Raw genomic sequence first — 15,580 nt, 5'->3', positions numbered from 1 at the left:
TTTTATGGTTTATGAGAGAAGGTGGAAGTATGACTAATGTCAAAAGAAAAAGCTTGGTCTATGCTTTGATTCTGACACTCTGCTTGGGCGTGATTCCGTTTAACGTGACATCCTTTCAGGCAGCGGCAGAGACCAAAAGCAAGGCACCGGCAGTAACCGCAAAGACCTATTCCAAGAAGGCAGGTCGTTATACGGTAAAGGTAAAACAGGCGAAGGTGGATTACAAGACCGTGAATGTATACGTTCCGGGCGTGAAGACACTGAAGAAGGTGAAGGGGAAGAAAAAGGTCTATAAGATTAAGGCAACGGCTTATATGTACTGCGATAAGAAGGTTTCCAAGAAGAAATCCAAGACGGTAAAGCTTTCTTCGATTTCCTCAAAGAAAAAGTATTTCACTATGGCTACACCGGCAATGGGTAAATACAATTTCGTGGTTAAGTACTACAACAAGAAAGGCAAGAAGCTGAAGACTGTTACGGTGAAGAATGCCGGCGTAATCGCACAGGAATACAATATCGCAGTGCTGAATGCGACTTACGGACCGTTGCAGTTCTCCCTGTCCCTGTGGGATATCACGAAGCGTGATGATGGAAGACCGATTCCGACGACCATCGCAACGACCCGAAAGAAATCCTACAATTGGTCCAAGATGCCGCCGAACGTACAGCAGAATCCGAAGATGAAGAATCCGATGTCCACCAGCAATGTGGCTTCCATGACGAACTACATGCGGAAGTACGTGCAGGATTTGAGATCGTTGAATAAGAATTCCAAGTTCCACATCTATTTGACGGATACCTATGTTAAGGGTGTTTTGGAATTGGCTTGCAGGACGAAGCTGCCGGAGAACCGCTACGATGTAACGTTCCTGTCGGACGGAAGTTCCAGCTATGTATTCTTCAACCAGCTGTATGGCGGTGAGAATGCTAAGAGCGTATACGATACCACCGAGGCAGAGTGGAAGCTTCTCAAGAGTGCTTGGAAGAAGGGTCATTACGTAGACCCGAGAGATGTGAAGTATGCGGCAAATCACGAGTCCTACAGCCTCAGAAAGTACACCTATGCGGCGGTAGCATCTGCGAATAATGTGAAGTGGTGGGTCGGCCGTAAGGACGGTACCTTTGAATCCCAGGATGCGGAATTCCTGGCTCAGGCAAAGGCCCGCATGGAACAGTACAACATGAATGACAAGCTGAATAAGCTGAAGGCGGAGAAGCACGATAAGGCGTTTAAGGCATGGTATCATTTCAGCGACAGCATGTTTGCGGATGCGACGAAGAATCACAAGAAGGTCATGGTTCTCATGGGCGGACGTGTAACATCCGAAAAGGATTTTGCAGAGTTTACCGCCTTTGTTAAGAAGTACTACGGCTCTGGATACGAATACTACTATAAGGGTCACCCGGCAACTCCAACCGTGAAGTATCCGGAAAAACAGAAACAGCTGAAGGACGCAAACGTACACGACGTGGATTCCACCATTCCGGCAGAACTGATTCTGTTCTTCTATCCGGACGTGTATGTATCCGGTATGTCCAACAGTACCCTGAACACCAGCTACAAAGATGGCAGAACCTGTGCATACCTGGGTGCCAGAAAGGACTGGGCGCTTGACAAGGATGACAAGGGAAATATGCATGTCATCGATGGAAACAAGTTCCAGATTTTCTTTACGCAGCTGACGGATGCCGAGAAGGCAGCCGGAAAGTACGGAGAGCTGGGTATTCCGGCAGGGCACAAGTGCTATCTGGTGGAGTTCAACAAGAATCCAAAGTACGATTACGCTCTCTATGATTACGATACCAACAAGATTCTGTATCATGAAATCAAGAAGGCCGGGGAAGAGACGAAATCTGCGGGTGCAGAAAAACAGGGAGCTGAGAACAATACCGAAGCGGCTGCTCCGGAAAATGAGAAAACCGCTGCAGATTCTGCAGAATAGGGTGAACCTATCGAAAAACTGAATAGTTGAATTAGAAGGCGTTGTCTTGACAACGCCTTTTAATATGCTAAAATAAATTTATCGGTTAAGTTAACAAATAATTTTATTTTGGCGCTCTTTATACATATTCAGAAAGGACAGAAACCAAATGGAAGAAAAAACATGTGGGGGAGAACCCCGGGGAATGCAGACCGGGGTGCGGCAGCTCCTGCGGTGGTTTGGCATTGCCCTGATCGTTATCAGCATGCTGGGACCGGCGTTTGCACCGGTGAGCTACGGCGCAGAAGATTCGCAGGTAAAGACGGTAAAGATTACCACAAAGCCGGCTTCCGGACAGATTAATCGTCGGACGGGCGCTGTGGTGCGGAAAAGTGCCTCTTCTCGTTCCAAGAAGGTGGCCCGACTTCCGAACAACAAGAAGATTACCATGGGACACATGACATTCACCACTACCAAGAACTATTCCAGAAAGCAGCGGTGGTTCTACATTAAATGCGGCAGTGTGAAGGGATATGTACCGGTGAATCAGGTAGATCACGTGCGGTATCAGTATCGGAAGGTAAAAGCGAAGCGAAACCTGACATACCGTTACGGAGCCGGCTACAAGATGCGGAAGAAGGGAACCTTGAAGAAGGGAACCACACTCTCCTTGTGTCTGGAAACCAAGGCGAAGGGGTCCAAGACCCTGTGGTATCGTTTCCGTTACGGCAAGAAATTCTACTTCGTCAGCTCCAAGGATTTGAATCTGACGGAGACCGTGCGAATCGAGCCGGATCGTGACAACGGCAGCAGCCCGGCAAAACCCTCCGACAACGGAAGTTCCGGAACTCAGACGGATAATAAAGGTAACGAGACAAAGCCGGATACAGAGAATATAGTCACACCGCCGAAAACCAATCCATCGGTGAATGCGACGGTGCTTCAGAGCAATAAGAAACCGATGACGGCGCAGATGCCGAAGTCCACTCTTACTGCGTGGTACAATTCGCTGCTCAAGATGGCGAATTTAATTGAGACAAACAATCTGAAGTACAATACGAGCGGCGGCGGAACGACTTACAAAAAAGGTCTGGCGGCCAAGAAGGTGAATTGCGCTACCTATATTTCCTGGTCCTTGCAGGATGCGGGTTTTGAGCCTTCCGGATTCTGTTTTTACCTGGGATACGGAAAGATTTACGACCAGAAGATTCCGAAGAATTATTTCATCAAGTCGCCGAATTACCTGGTGCAGACCAATCTGAACATGTCCTTGGCGGATTGCGTGAAGAAGGGATACTTAAAGCCGGGGGATATCGTGGGCTGGCAGAACGGATACCACACCATGGTGTACAAGCATACGAAAAACGGAAAGTACTATTTCTTCTCCGTGGGACCGACGAGTGTGGCTAATAAGGTGGTTCACGAGAACACGTACAAGGCGAGCTATCGCATCGGGGTAATCATTCGGCGGATTGCCTAATTTGGAATGAGCAGAATGGAGATGAATCTCCCACGAACAACAGAAGAGGGACGACACGGCGTGTTGTCCCTCTTTTCGCATCTTACTCTCTGGAATAGGTCACCTTGCAGCTGATTCCGCTGAGACGCCCGATTCGGCCGGACAGGGTGCTGATGATCTGCTGGGGTGCATCCAGGACGATGCTGATGATATTGATTCCCCTTTCCCGGTAGGGAAGTCCCATTCGTCCGATGATATAGGGACTGTTTTCGTGCAGCAGCGCGTTTACCGGTTCGACAGAATCCATGTCGGAAATGATGATGCCGAGAATGGCTACCCGTGTGTTTTCCATTGTTCCTTCCTCCTGTTGAATCTTCTTGAATTGTATCACAAAGGGTTTCTTTTTTCTGTGCAAATTGAACAAATTTCTCGATTTTTCTCGAACGATGTGTACTGAAGGGGAATTTTTTTTCTGCCATAATGGAGTCAGAAGCAATGCTGATTATTTAGGAGGTATGAAATGAAAAGAAAAAAGGAAAAAATGAGCAAGAAGCAGTTTGCGGAGACGATGGCGCAGGAACTGAACCGGTATTTCGAGGAGAATCTGACGATGGAAGTGCACGCTGCCATTCGGGAATTCGTGAAGACCAACGATTACACCCACTACGCCATCGTGCTGGAACGGCCGGGCGTGTATGCCCTTCCGGCGCTGAACGTGGATATTTTTTATGAAGAGTACAAGCATGGAGACAGCATCGAATCGATATCCAGATCCCTTGCCTGGAATGCGATGGGGGCGATTATGATGCCGCCGCCGGTGAACGGCATGGACGGGATCCCAAAGAAGGATTTTGGAGTGAAGTTGTCCGCACGGGTGGTGAGCAAGCAACGAAATGAGAAATATCTGGAGGATGTGCCGTGCCGGGATGTGGTGCCGGGCATTACCATGTTCGCCAGCGTGGAGATTATTGTGGAAGACATGGATTCCTGGCAGTGCCGGATTACCAACCCGATGATGAAGGAGATGGAGTATCAGCCGGACGAATTGATTGACGAAGCGCTGATGCTGTCCGAAGAATACTATCCGCCGATGCTGATGACCTTCTCCGATGGCAATGCGGAAGGGGAGAATTTGCTGGAAAAAGAAGGTTACGCGATGAACGACGATTCCATGTACATCCTCACCACCAATCGATTTCAGTTGGGTGCGGTGGCATTGTTCTATCCCGGCGTTGCGGAAAAAATTGCCGAGATGGCCGGGGGCAATTTCTACGCAATTCCAAGCTCCGTGCATGAATTCATTATTCTACCGGAAAGCGATAAGTATTCCGAAGAGGAACTGCAGGCGATGCTGGAGAGCGGAAACCGGGAGGTGGTCTCCGAAGACGACATCCTGGCGGATACCATTTACGTCTACGACCGGCACCTGGGATTGCTCCTTTCTTGCTCTGAGTACAGCGGCATGTGCGGCACGGAATTCTGTGAGACCATGTGGTGTTAAGCGGGAAAAGGCGGTGAAAGAACGATGGAATCTGTGATAAAAATATGCCGAAATCTGTGGTAAACTTAACGCTTTGAATACTGTCCGGGGTGTGCTAGAATAAAGGCACAGAGAACTTACTGACCGTAAGGAACACCAAGCGGGAAGAAGTGCCGGATACAGTATATAAAGGGCTCGTGGAGACCCGTATCGGATGGACTTCTTCTCGGAGGAAGTCCATTTTTTATGTAGTTTGGAGCAGAGGTATGATTAAAATTGCAATATACGGAAAAGGCGGAATCGGTAAATCCACAGTAACGGCCAATCTGGCGGCGGCATTTGCCATGCGGGGCAAGAAGGTCCTGCAGATTGGCTGCGATCCGAAAGCGGATTCCACCATCAACCTGCTGGGGGGAGAACCCCTGGAACCGGTGATGAACTTTCTTCGGGATCACGACCGTGAGCCGGAAATCGACGATATCGTGCGCACCGGATTCGGCGGCGTGCAGTGCATCGAGACCGGCGGTCCGACGCCGGGCATCGGCTGTGCGGGACGGGGGATTATCGCTACCTTTAACCTGATCGACGACCTTCGAATTTTCCGGAAGTTTCAGCCGGACATCGTGCTGTACGACGTGCTGGGCGATGTGGTGTGCGGCGGTTTTGCGGTGCCGATTCGAGAGGGATATGCGGAAGATATTCTCATCGTCACTTCCGGCGAGAAAATGGCCCTCTACGCAGCGAACAACATTCGCACGGCTGTGGATAATTTTGCGGATCGGGGATATGCTTCGGTAAAAGGAATCGTATTCAACCATCGAAATGTTCCGAGAGAAGAGGAAAAGGTGGGAGAATTCGCTCGGAATGCGGGGATTCCTATTGTAGGGGATATTCCGAGATCCGATGAAATCATCGAATGCGAAGAAGAGGGAATGACGGTGGTTCAGGGACTTCCGGATTCCGAGATTAGCGGAAAATTCTTTGAACTGGCGGACTTCCTGTTGAAGGAACACGAAAAAGAACAGAAAGATGCGCAGGTGCAATAATGAAAAATGCCTACTATATCACAATAGAAGAACTTCTGAAATCAGCGGAACTTCGGATTCCCGGGGAACTACTGTCCGGAGAGCATTTGATATACAGCTCACCGGCCACCTTGTCCTACAACTCTCCGGGCGCCCAGGGATTCGGAGTGAAGCGGGCCGGCTTGGTGATTCCGGAGTCCATCATGCTTCTGATTGCGCCGGCCTGCTGCGGACGAAATACCACGATTCTGGCGGACGAAGGCGGATACAGCCATCGGATGTTTTTTCTCCAGATGGATGAATCGGACATCGTCACCGGAAGACATCTGTCGGAGATTCCCGAAGCCATTGAAGAAATTCTGGAAGTGTGCGAGACGAAGCCGAAGGTGGTAGTGCTGTGCATCACCTGCGTGGACGCCCTGCTGGGAACGGATTTGGAGAGAGTCTGTCGAAAGGCAGAGGAGGCGCTGAACGGTGAAGTGCGCGTGGTGCCGACCTATATGTATGCGTTGACGCGAGAGGGAAAGAATCCGCCGATGGTGGCGGTGCGGGAAAGCATCTATTCCCTTCTGGAGAAGGAAGAACGGAAGATGAATCAGGTGAACCTGCTGGGATTCTTCACCCACCTTGCGGATGACTGCGAGCTGTACGATTTGTTGGGGCAGATTGGGCTGGACCGAGTGCTGGAAGTGGGTCGATGTGAGACCCTGGAGGAATACCGGGAACTGGGTGCGTCCAACTTTAACTTGATTCTCAATCCGGAATCCCGGAAGGCGGCTTTCGCACTGGAAGAACGGCTGGGAATGCCGTACGCGGAGTTGACTCGGCTCTACCAGATTGACCGAATTCGCCGCCAGTACGAGCTGTTCGCCGCCGCTTTGGGGACGGAATTCCGGCTGGAGGAATACCACCGGGAAGCGGAGCAGGCGGTGCAGGAACTGCAGGAAGTCTGCAAAGGAAAATCCTTTGTGGTGGGCCAGGTGGTAAACGGCAATCCGCTGGAGATGGCACTGGCACTTCTGAAAATGGGATTTGAAGTAAAATCCGTCTTCGCGGCGATTACGGAAGAGGATTATCCATATATTCGGGAAATCGGGGAATACAATCCGGATCTTCGAATATATTCCACCCTTTCCCCAACCATGATGAATTACGATGGGGATCAGGACGTGGACATCTCCATCGGTACGGATGCGGCATTCTACTATCCGAAATCCGTGAACGTGAAATGGAACGATGAGATTCAGCCTTTCGGTTACCGCGGACTGAAAAATTTCGCCAATGAGGTGGCGGAAACCTGGAAGCGGGCAGCGGCAGACGACGCTAAGATGAACGAGACGAAGGAATAGGAGGATCCGGAAATGAAAGGACTTCGTAAATATATTTCACCTTTTTCCCCGGATCAGTCCGGAGCGGCCTCGGTGCTGTTCGGGTACGGCGGGATGCTGATTATCATGGATGCCGGCGGCTGCGTGGGCAACGTGTGCGGATATGACGAACCCCGGTGGGGCGGTGCCAAGAGCGCCATTTTCAGTGCGGGCCTTCGAGATCTGGATGCGATTCTTGGACGGGATGAGCTGCTGATTCGAAAGATTCGACAGGCCTTACAGGATATGGATGCCACCTTTATCGGACTCATCGGAACGCCGGTTCCGGCCACCATCGCTACGGATTATCGGGCGCTGAAGCGGCTTCTGGAGAAGGATACGGGAATTCCGGTTCTTCCGGTGGAGACCAACGGCATCGAGCTGTACGATAAGGGTCAGGAGAAGGCCTACCAATGGCTCTTCCGGGAGTTTTTGGACGAGTCGGTGACCGAGAAAGAGAATCGCGTGGGCATTCTGGGGGCAACCCCGTTAGACACCACCGCGGTGGACAGCGGAGCGGAATTCCGCCGGTTGGTTCCGGGCGGCGTGGTGTACGGAATGGGCGACACCTTGGAGGATGTGCGAAAAACGCTTTCTGCCGAGAGAAATCTGGTGGTATCTCCTTCCGGTTTGAAGATCGCCCGAATGCTAAAAAGAGAATACGGCATGCCATACGAAACCGGCTATCCGGTGGAGGCGGAAAGCCGAAGGGAATTCACGGAACGAATCCTTCCGGAGCTGGGTTCCCATATACTGATCGTGCATCAACAGATTTTCGCCAATGAAATCCGGAAATGGATTCGGGAACGGAAGCCGGATGCGAAGGTTACCGTGGCCGGTTGGTTCCGGATGGACGGAACCCTAAAGGAAGAGGGAGACCGGCATCTGGACGAAGAATCCGATTTGCTGAAGCTGGTGCGAGATGGCGCTGTCGATACGGTTCTGGGAGATCCCCTTCTGAAGCGGGCCCTTCCGGGATGGCAGGGAACCTATCTGGATCTTCCCCATTATCCGGTGTCCGGAGAACTCCATTCCGTGGAAACCTCCCGAGATTATTGGAAGAAAGCGGGGCATAGAAGATGACAAAGGAAGCGGAAAACCGGATGCGAATCCGCATCTACGGAATCGTCCAAGGTGTGGGATTTCGTCCTTTTATCCGAAAATTAGCCCTTCGGTTCCGGATTACCGGAACCGTCTGCAACCGGGGAAGCTACGTGGAAATCTACGCGAGAGGAGAGCGGCTTTCGGAATTCCTGGAGGCAATTCCGAAGGAAGCGCCGGCTCGGTCTGCGATTCTAAAGATCAAAACGACGGTGCCGGAAGAGTCGGATTATCCGCCGGGATCGGAAGATTTTGAGATTATCGAAAGTGCGAAGGAAGAGGGAATGGTGTTCGTTTCACCGGACATCGCCACTTGTCCGGACTGCGAACGGGAGCTTTTCGACCCGACAAATCGGCGGTACCTACATCCTTTTATCAACTGCACGGCCTGCGGACCGCGGCTGACGATTCTGGATTCCATGCCCTACGACCGGGTTCGCACCAGTATGGGGGAATTCCCCATGTGCGAGGACTGTAACCGGGAGTATACGGATATTCGGTCCCGGAGATATCACGCTCAGCCAATCTGCTGCAACGACTGCGGACCGGAACTGTACCTGCTGAAAGGACCGGAAACGGGGAAGGATGCCCTGATTCAGGTGCGGAACCTTATCCGCCGGGGCGGCATCGTGGCCATTAAGGGCATCGGTGGCTTTCACCTCTGCTGCGACGGAAGCAATGACGAGGCGGTGGGGCGGCTTCGGAGGCTGAAGAATCGGCCGTTCAAGCCTTTTGCGGTGATGATGCGGGATATGGAGACGGTGCGCCGGGAGTGCGAGGTGCCGGAGGGTGCCGAAGAACTGATGACGGGACCGCAGAAACCCATCCTGCTTCTGGCGAAAAAGAAAACTCACGAGGCGGGCGCTTCCGTTCTGAGCGAGGCGCTGGCACCGGGAAATCCAAATATCGGGGTGATGCTTCCGTACACGCCGGTGCACATGCTTCTGTTCCGGTATCCGGAGGAGGAAAACTCGCAGGAGCCGGCGATGCCGGAGGTGCTGGTGATGACCAGCGGAAATCCTTCCGGCGCACCGATTTGCATGACGGATGCGGAAGCGGAGAAATATCTGGCGCCCATGTGCGATGAAATTCTGTCCAATCCCAGGAAAATTCGGATTCGTGCGGATGACTCGGTAATGTCTTTTTACCGGAATAAACCCTATATGATTCGCCGGTCCAGAGGTTATGCGCCCCTGCCGACGGTACTGCCGCAGGAATATCACCATTCGGTGCTGGGCATCGGCGGGGAGCTGAAGAATACCTTCGGGCTTCTGCGGGGGGATATGAACTACATGTCCCCGTACATCGGCGATATGGCGGACGTGCGCAGCGTGGAGGCTTTGGAGCTGGCGGAAGAGCGGCTGGAACGGCTGCTGGAAATTACGCCGGAGGCAGTGGTGTGCGACCTACACCCGAAATACAACACGGGCGAGGTGGCCCGGAAGCTGGCGGAGGAAAAGGGCATTCCCTGCATGGAGGTGCAGCATCACTACGCTCACGTGCTTTCCTGCATGGCGGAGAACGAATGGGATTCGCCGGTGATCGGCGTCTCCTTTGACGGCACCGGGTTCGGAACGGACGGCACCATCTGGGGCGGCGAGTTCCTGCTCTCGGATTACGACGGCTTCCGTCGAAAGGGAAGCATTCAACCCTTCCTGCATGCCGGCGGGGACCTGGCATCGAAGGAAGGCTGGCGCATTGCGGCGGCGATGCTGGAACCGGATGCGGCGGAGCAGCTGAATCTGGGAAGCCCGAAGGAGCGGGCGGCGATTCGGTTCATGCTGGGCAATCGGGTGAATGTGGTGGAATCCACCAGTGCCGGCCGGCTGTTCGACGGAGTCAGTGCCATCCTGGGATGCAAGGAGCGGAATTCCTTTGAAGGGGAGATGTCCATGCAGCTGCAGTTCGCGGCGGAACAGGCAGAGGTGCCGGAGATCTATGACGGACCGCTGATTTCGGAAAAAGAAGATTTCTTTTATCTGGAGACGAGTAGCCTGGTGCGGGAGATTGCCCGGAGAAGGCTGTCCGGGAAGGATGCGGGCGCGCTGGCTCGTATGTTCCACGAGGTGCTTTCTCGGATGGTTCTGGAAGGTTGCCGGCGCATTCGCCGAGAGAACGGCATTTCAACCGCAGCCCTCACCGGCGGGGTATTTCAGAACACCCTGCTGCTGGAGCTGTGCCGAAATAAATTAGAACATGACGGTTTTCGGGTGCTGACCCATTCCCTGGTTCCGTCCAACGACGGCGGAATTGCTTTGGGACAGGCGGTGTACGGTGCGCGAAAGCTGGAAAAGGAGGATTCGAGATGTGTGTAGGAATTAAAGCAAGGGTTTCCGATGTGGAGAACGGAATGGCCGTCATCGACAATTCGGGTGTTCGGAGAAAAATTTCCTCGGAGCTGATTGAAGATCTGGCGCCGGGAGATTACGTAATGGTTCATGCAGGAATCGCTATCGCCCGCGTTACGGGAGATGACAGCGAGGAAGCATCGGAAGTGATGGAGGCGTTATAATGACTTTAAGCAAGGGGGCAGCGGAGGCTGCCGAGATTGTACGGAATTACGACGGCCCGAAAATCCGGGTGATGGAGGTCTGCGGAACCCATACCCACGAGATTTTTCGCTTGGGGATTCGGCAGATGCTTCCGGAATCCATCGAGCTGATTTCCGGCCCGGGATGTCCGGTATGCGTCACCCCGGTGGGCTACATCGACGAAGCGGTGATGCTGGCCCTGGAGAAAGGGGTAAAAATATTTACGTTCGGCGACCTCATCCGGGTTCCCGGAACGAAGAAGAGTCTGGCAGATGCCCGCAGCGAAGGGGCGGAGGTGCAAATTGTCTACTCCCCGATGGATGCTTTGGATTATGCCAAGGCGCATCCGGAAGAAGAGGTGTGCTTCCTTTCCGTGGGGTTTGAAACCACCACGCCGGGCAGTGTAATCGCCCTTCGGAACGCAATTTCCGAGAAGGTGGAGAACTTCTCCCTGCTGACGGCGAATAAAATCATGGAGCCGGCATACCTGGCCCTGAAGGGAAGCGCCGATGCCTTCCTCTATCCGGGTCACGTGAGCACTATGACGGGCATGGAGGTGTACCGAAAAATTGCGAAAGAATGGCAGATTTCCGGCGTGGTAACCGGCTTCACCACCTCCGAAATCGTCACCGCTCTGGCGACGGTGGTTCGCCGAGTGGAAGAGGTTCGCGCCGGCGAGCGGGAATCTTTTGCGGAAAATTGCTATCCGTCGGTGGTGACGGAAGAGGGCAGTCCGGCGGCACGAAAGCTGGTGGACAAATACATGGAACCATGCGACACGGAATGGCGAGGACTTGGAATTATTCCGGGCTCCGGCATGAAGCTGCGGTATGAATTCTCGAAATACGATGCCCGGGTGCGCTTCCAATTGCCGAAGGTTCAGGGCAAAGCCAGTCCGGCCTGTCGCTGCGGTGAAGTTCTGCGAGGCCTGATTCGCCCGATGGACTGCAAAATCTACGGAAACACCTGCACGCCGGAGCATCCGGTGGGCGCCTGCATGGTGTCCAGCGAGGGCGCTTGCTCCGCATACTACAAATACGGTGATACACTGAAACTGAAATAAGATACCGAGGTGGAATACAATGAATGACAAAATCACACTTGCGCACGGTGCCGGCGGAAAACAGACATCGGAACTTATTGGCGGATTGTTCAAGAAATACTTCGACAATCCGAATTTGACCGCGGACGATGCGGCGGTGCTGACGCCTCCGGCAAGAAGAATGGCCATGTCCACCGACGGATTCATCGTCTCTCCGGCCTTTTTCCCCGGCGGAAATATCGGAAAGCTGAGCATCTGCGGAACCGTGAACGACTTGGCCTGCATGGGTGCGAAGCCGCTGTATATTTCCTGCGCCTGTGTCATTGAGGAAGGATTCCCGATGGATACCCTGGAAGAAATCGTGAAGAGCATGGCGGAGACCGCTGCGAAAGTCGGTGTTCAGATTGTCTCCGGAGACACGAAGGTTGCCGGTAAGGGACAGGTGGATGGAATCTTCATTACCACTACCGGTGTGGGCGAAATCATGCCGAAGGCAGAACTGTCCGGTGCGTATGCCCGTCCGGGAGATGCCATCCTCGTTACCGGCGATGTGGGACGACACGGATGCACGATTCTGCTGGAGCGGGACCGCTACGGAATGGAAGCCGAGGTGACCAGTGACTGCGCACCGCTGTGGCATCCGGTGCGGGATTTGATTCAGGAAATTCCGGAAGTGCACGTAATCCGGGATGCTACCCGGGGCGGTGTGGGCACGGTGCTCTATGAAATTGCGGACGAAAGCAAGGTGGGCATCCGACTGGATGCGGAATCCGTGCCGGTATGCGATGAAGTCCGGGGTGTGACCGGTATGCTGGGCCTAGAACCGCTGTACCTGGCCTGCGAAGGACGCCTGGTCATTTTCGTTCCGAAGGAAAAGGCTGAGGATGCGGTTCGCATTCTGCGGGAAGCAAGCCCGGATACGACTGGTGCGGCCATCATCGGCGAGGTGACGGATCATATGACCGGTCACGTGGTGATGGCAACGGAGCTGGGAACGGAAACGCTGCTGCCGCCGCCGAGCGGTGAACTCCTTCCGAGAATCTGCTAGAAACGGCGGACGCCCGGAATCAAAAAAACAATTCTTTACACCGGAATGGGAAAAGAGTACAATAAGCGAGATGGACGGTATTCATAGGAAGCTGTACCTTTTCAAAAACTGTGTAAAGAATAACAGGCGAGTACATTTGCATATGTGAAAGAGGAATCGGTCTATCCGAAGGAAGACAAGGTTTTCGATTTTTGCGGCGCAGGGTATTCGGGTACATTTATGATGAATACAATCCATCCGTGCTTTTCGGAATCCGACGCATTGTCGGACGTCCCGGGAGGTGCGGATGCTTTTTTTATGAGAAAAGGAGAAGTCTGGAAAAGGAGGATATTTTTTGTAATGAAGACTACCGTATTGACTTTTCGGAAGATGAAGCGACAGGGTGAGAAAATTTCCATGCTGACCTGCTACGATTACACCACCGCCCGGCTGATGGACGGAACGGTGGACGGAATTCTGGTGGGGGATTCGTACGGAAATACCATGCTGGGATACGATTCCACGCTGCCGGTGACCATGGATCACCTGATTGCGGCGACGCAGGGCGTAGTGCGGGGATGCAAGGAGAGCCTGGTGGTGTTCGATATGCCGTTCATGTCGTATCAGGTTTCGGTGGAGCAGGCGCTGGAGAACGCCGGCCGGGCGCTCAAGGAGACCGGATGCCAGGCGGTGAAGTTGGAAGGCGGCGCGTCGGTGTGCCCGCAGATTGCGGCGCTGAGCCATGCGGGAATTCCGGTGGTGGCGCATATCGGGCTGACCCCGCAGTCGGTAAATGCTCTCGGCGGAAACCGGGTGCAGGGAAAGACCGGGGAAGAGGCGGAGCGATTGATTGAGGATGCCCGTAAAGTAGAAGAAGCCGGGGCTTTTGCCGTGGTGCTGGAGTGCATTCCGGCGCCGGTAGCGGAGCGAATCAGCCGGGAAGTGAACATTCCAACCATCGGAATCGGTGCCGGTGCGGGCTGTGACGGCCAGATTCTGGTGTATCAGGATATGCTGGGCATGAACGAGGATTTCAAGCCGAAATTCGTAAAAAGATATGCGGCGCTGGCGGAAGAGATGCGCAGTGCGTTCCGGGAGTACACGGCGGACGTGAAAGGCGGACGTTTTCCGGAGGCGAGTCATCAGTTTGAGATGAGCAGCGAGGAAGAGCTGAAGAAATTATATTAGCAGAAATTAAAGAAGAAAAAAGAAGAAAAGAGGCAAAAAATGATTCAGGTAATTAATACAATCGATGAACTGAGAAAGCAGATTAAGGAATGGAAGAAGGCGGGGCTCACCGTGGGCCTGTGCCCGACCATGGGTTACCTGCATGAGGGTCATGCGTCCCTGATGGATGCGGCGAGAGCCGGAAATGACAAGGTGGTGGCTTCGGTGTTCGTGAATCCGATTCAGTTCGGTCCGAACGAGGATCTGGCCACCTATCCGAGAGACTTTGAACACGACTGCCAGCTTCTGGAAGCACACGGCGTGGACCTGGTATTCCATCCGGAACCTTCGGAAATGTACGCCCCGGATTTCACCACCTTTGTGGATATGAATGAGCTTTCGGAAACCCTGTGCGGCAAAACCCGCCCGATTCACTTCCGGGGCGTGTGCACCGTTATTGCTAAACTTCTGAACACGGTAACGCCGGACCGAATCTATTTCGGACAGAAGGATGCCCAGCAGCTGGCCATCATCCGCCGGATGGTTCGGGATCTGAATTTTGACGTGGAAGTAATCGGTTGTCCAATTGTTCGGGAGCAGGACGGACTGGCAAAGAGCTCTCGGAACACCTACCTCAGCCCGGAGGAACGAAAAGCGGCGCTGGTACTGTCCCGTTCCGTTCGAAAGGGTCAGGATCTGGTGGCCTCCGGTGTACGGAATTCCGCAGAACTGCTGGCTTCCATGAAGGAACGCCTGGCGGAGGAATCGCTGGCGAATGTGGAATACGTTGAGGTGGTTGACGGCGAAAGCATGCAGCCGGTGGAAACCTTCAAAGATGGAGATCTGGTGGCTATGGCCGTTCGCATCGGCACCACCCGCCTGATTGACAACTTTACCGTGGGCGACCCGGCAATTTCTTTTGATGCATAGGTAGGACGCAGGGAATCGGCCGGCCCGAGCATTTGTGGATGACGGTTCCGGATAAAGAGAATTATAGGGAAGCAGTGTGCGATGTTGACAGAAACGTTGCACACTGCTTTTTTCGATCCAGCACCAAAAGAACGGACACAGAAAATGCCGGCCGGCCCGATCGCCGGCGAAACCGCGCTTTTCGGCCGGAAGTTGTGTGAAGAATTTGCTCCCCGAAACGAAGGAATAAGGCTTAGCGAGGAACGGGGAGCAAACCGGCCTCGGACCCGGGCCGCCATTTCCGAATCTTGCGGTTCGTGGTTCGCGCCTGGGAACCGAAATCAAAGGCTTAGCGGGGAATCGAGCGCGAACCGTGCCGGCACCCGGTCCTCCCATCTCGGAATTTCCGGTCCGTGGTTCGCGCCCGGAAACCGAAATCAAAGGCTTAGCGGGGAGTCGAGCGCGAACCATGCCGGCACCCGGTCCTCCCATCTCGGAATTTCCGGTCCGTGGTTCGCGCCCGGAAACCGAAATCAAAGGCTTAGCGGGG

Annotated in this window: 13 protein-coding genes; 12 read left to right on the top strand and 1 reads right to left on the bottom strand. The window is 53.6% G+C overall.

What is annotated here, in order from left to right; genetic code table 11:
- Positions 1–29: 29 nt before the first annotated feature.
- Positions 30–1,943 carry a hypothetical protein gene (locus PUE40_RS08005; RefSeq protein ID WP_277672446.1) on the top strand — a complete coding sequence of 638 codons (1,914 nt, stop codon included), beginning with the start codon at positions 30–32 and terminating at the stop codon, positions 1,941–1,943.
- Between the two features lie 148 nt (positions 1,944–2,091).
- Positions 2,092–3,402, top strand: coding sequence for a hypothetical protein (locus tag PUE40_RS08000; RefSeq protein WP_277672445.1), 1,311 nt, complete (start codon positions 2,092–2,094; stop codon positions 3,400–3,402).
- Between the two features lie 82 nt (positions 3,403–3,484).
- Here the strand turns inward: PUE40_RS08000 and PUE40_RS07995 are convergent, their stop codons facing one another.
- The gene (locus PUE40_RS07995; RefSeq protein WP_154554039.1) at positions 3,485–3,733 is read right to left on the bottom strand and encodes a TM1266 family iron-only hydrogenase system putative regulator; all 249 of its coding nucleotides are present in this window, start codon (positions 3,731–3,733) and stop codon (positions 3,485–3,487) included.
- A 168-nt stretch (positions 3,734–3,901) separates the two neighbouring features.
- On the opposite strand from PUE40_RS07995, the gene PUE40_RS07990 reads away from it, so the two are divergent.
- The 10 genes from PUE40_RS07990 (at position 3,902) to panC (ending at position 15,051) form a co-directional block, all read left to right on the top strand.
- Positions 3,902–4,882 carry a DUF5688 family protein gene (locus PUE40_RS07990; protein ID WP_277672444.1) on the top strand — a complete coding sequence of 327 codons (981 nt, stop codon included), beginning with the start codon at positions 3,902–3,904 and terminating at the stop codon, positions 4,880–4,882.
- Positions 4,883–5,127: 245 nt separating this feature from the next.
- Complete coding sequence (locus PUE40_RS07985; protein WP_154554041.1) at positions 5,128–5,907, top strand: nitrogenase iron protein NifH; 780 nt, start codon at positions 5,128–5,130, stop codon at positions 5,905–5,907.
- Positions 5,907–7,235 carry a nitrogenase component 1 gene (locus PUE40_RS07980; RefSeq protein WP_330636980.1) on the top strand — a complete coding sequence of 443 codons (1,329 nt, stop codon included), beginning with the start codon at positions 5,907–5,909 and terminating at the stop codon, positions 7,233–7,235. Before PUE40_RS07985 ends, PUE40_RS07980 begins: the two co-directional genes overlap by 1 nt.
- Before the next feature lie 12 nt (positions 7,236–7,247).
- A complete protein-coding gene (locus tag PUE40_RS07975) occupies positions 7,248–8,336 on the top strand; it encodes a nitrogenase component 1 (RefSeq protein ID WP_277672443.1) in 1,089 nt (362 codons plus the stop codon).
- The gene (gene hypF, locus PUE40_RS07970) at positions 8,333–10,669 is read left to right on the top strand and encodes a carbamoyltransferase HypF (RefSeq protein ID WP_277672442.1); all 2,337 of its coding nucleotides are present in this window, start codon (positions 8,333–8,335) and stop codon (positions 10,667–10,669) included. Before PUE40_RS07975 ends, hypF begins: the two co-directional genes overlap by 4 nt.
- Positions 10,660–10,866: a HypC/HybG/HupF family hydrogenase formation chaperone gene (locus tag PUE40_RS07965; protein WP_154554045.1), complete on the top strand. Its 207-nt coding sequence runs from the start codon at positions 10,660–10,662 to the stop codon at positions 10,864–10,866. Before hypF ends, PUE40_RS07965 begins: the two co-directional genes overlap by 10 nt.
- Positions 10,866–11,948 (top strand): hydrogenase formation protein HypD, encoded by a 1,083-nt coding sequence (hypD, locus tag PUE40_RS07960; RefSeq protein WP_277672441.1) that lies wholly within the window; start codon positions 10,866–10,868, stop codon positions 11,946–11,948. Before PUE40_RS07965 ends, hypD begins: the two co-directional genes overlap by 1 nt.
- A gap of 19 nt (positions 11,949–11,967) precedes the next feature.
- Positions 11,968–12,975: a hydrogenase expression/formation protein HypE gene (hypE, locus tag PUE40_RS07955; protein WP_277672440.1), complete on the top strand. Its 1,008-nt coding sequence runs from the start codon at positions 11,968–11,970 to the stop codon at positions 12,973–12,975.
- Between the two features lie 339 nt (positions 12,976–13,314).
- Complete coding sequence (panB, locus tag PUE40_RS07950) at positions 13,315–14,142, top strand: 3-methyl-2-oxobutanoate hydroxymethyltransferase (RefSeq protein ID WP_154554048.1); 828 nt, start codon at positions 13,315–13,317, stop codon at positions 14,140–14,142.
- Between the two features lie 42 nt (positions 14,143–14,184).
- Positions 14,185–15,051 (top strand): pantoate--beta-alanine ligase, encoded by an 867-nt coding sequence (gene panC, locus PUE40_RS07945; protein ID WP_277672484.1) that lies wholly within the window; start codon positions 14,185–14,187, stop codon positions 15,049–15,051.
- Positions 15,052–15,580: the final 529 nt, after the last annotated feature.

Source organism: Mogibacterium kristiansenii, assembly GCF_029224645.1.
Classification (GTDB): domain Bacteria; phylum Bacillota; class Clostridia; order Peptostreptococcales; family Anaerovoracaceae; genus Mogibacterium_A; species Mogibacterium_A kristiansenii.
This window is presented reverse-complemented; position numbering and strand designations above follow the sequence as displayed.

Excerpts from the sequence above, each read along its gene's own strand:
- PUE40_RS08005 (WP_277672446.1), top strand. The coding sequence starts at position 30 with ATGACTAATGTCAAAAGAAAAAGCTTGGTCTATGCTTTGATTCTGACA.
- PUE40_RS08000 (WP_277672445.1), top strand. The coding sequence starts at position 2,092 with ATGGAAGAAAAAACATGTGGGGGAGAACCCCGGGGAATGCAGACCGGG.
- PUE40_RS07995 (WP_154554039.1), bottom strand. The coding sequence starts at position 3,733 with ATGGAAAACACACGGGTAGCCATTCTCGGCATCATCATTTCCGACATG.
- PUE40_RS07990 (WP_277672444.1), top strand. The coding sequence starts at position 3,902 with ATGAAAAGAAAAAAGGAAAAAATGAGCAAGAAGCAGTTTGCGGAGACG.
- PUE40_RS07985 (WP_154554041.1), top strand. The coding sequence starts at position 5,128 with ATGATTAAAATTGCAATATACGGAAAAGGCGGAATCGGTAAATCCACA.
- PUE40_RS07980 (WP_330636980.1), top strand. The coding sequence starts at position 5,907 with ATGAAAAATGCCTACTATATCACAATAGAAGAACTTCTGAAATCAGCG.
- PUE40_RS07975 (WP_277672443.1), top strand. The coding sequence starts at position 7,248 with ATGAAAGGACTTCGTAAATATATTTCACCTTTTTCCCCGGATCAGTCC.
- hypF (WP_277672442.1), top strand. The coding sequence starts at position 8,333 with ATGACAAAGGAAGCGGAAAACCGGATGCGAATCCGCATCTACGGAATC.
- PUE40_RS07965 (WP_154554045.1), top strand. The coding sequence starts at position 10,660 with ATGTGTGTAGGAATTAAAGCAAGGGTTTCCGATGTGGAGAACGGAATG.
- hypD (WP_277672441.1), top strand. The coding sequence starts at position 10,866 with ATGACTTTAAGCAAGGGGGCAGCGGAGGCTGCCGAGATTGTACGGAAT.
- hypE (WP_277672440.1), top strand. The coding sequence starts at position 11,968 with ATGAATGACAAAATCACACTTGCGCACGGTGCCGGCGGAAAACAGACA.
- panB (WP_154554048.1), top strand. The coding sequence starts at position 13,315 with ATGAAGACTACCGTATTGACTTTTCGGAAGATGAAGCGACAGGGTGAG.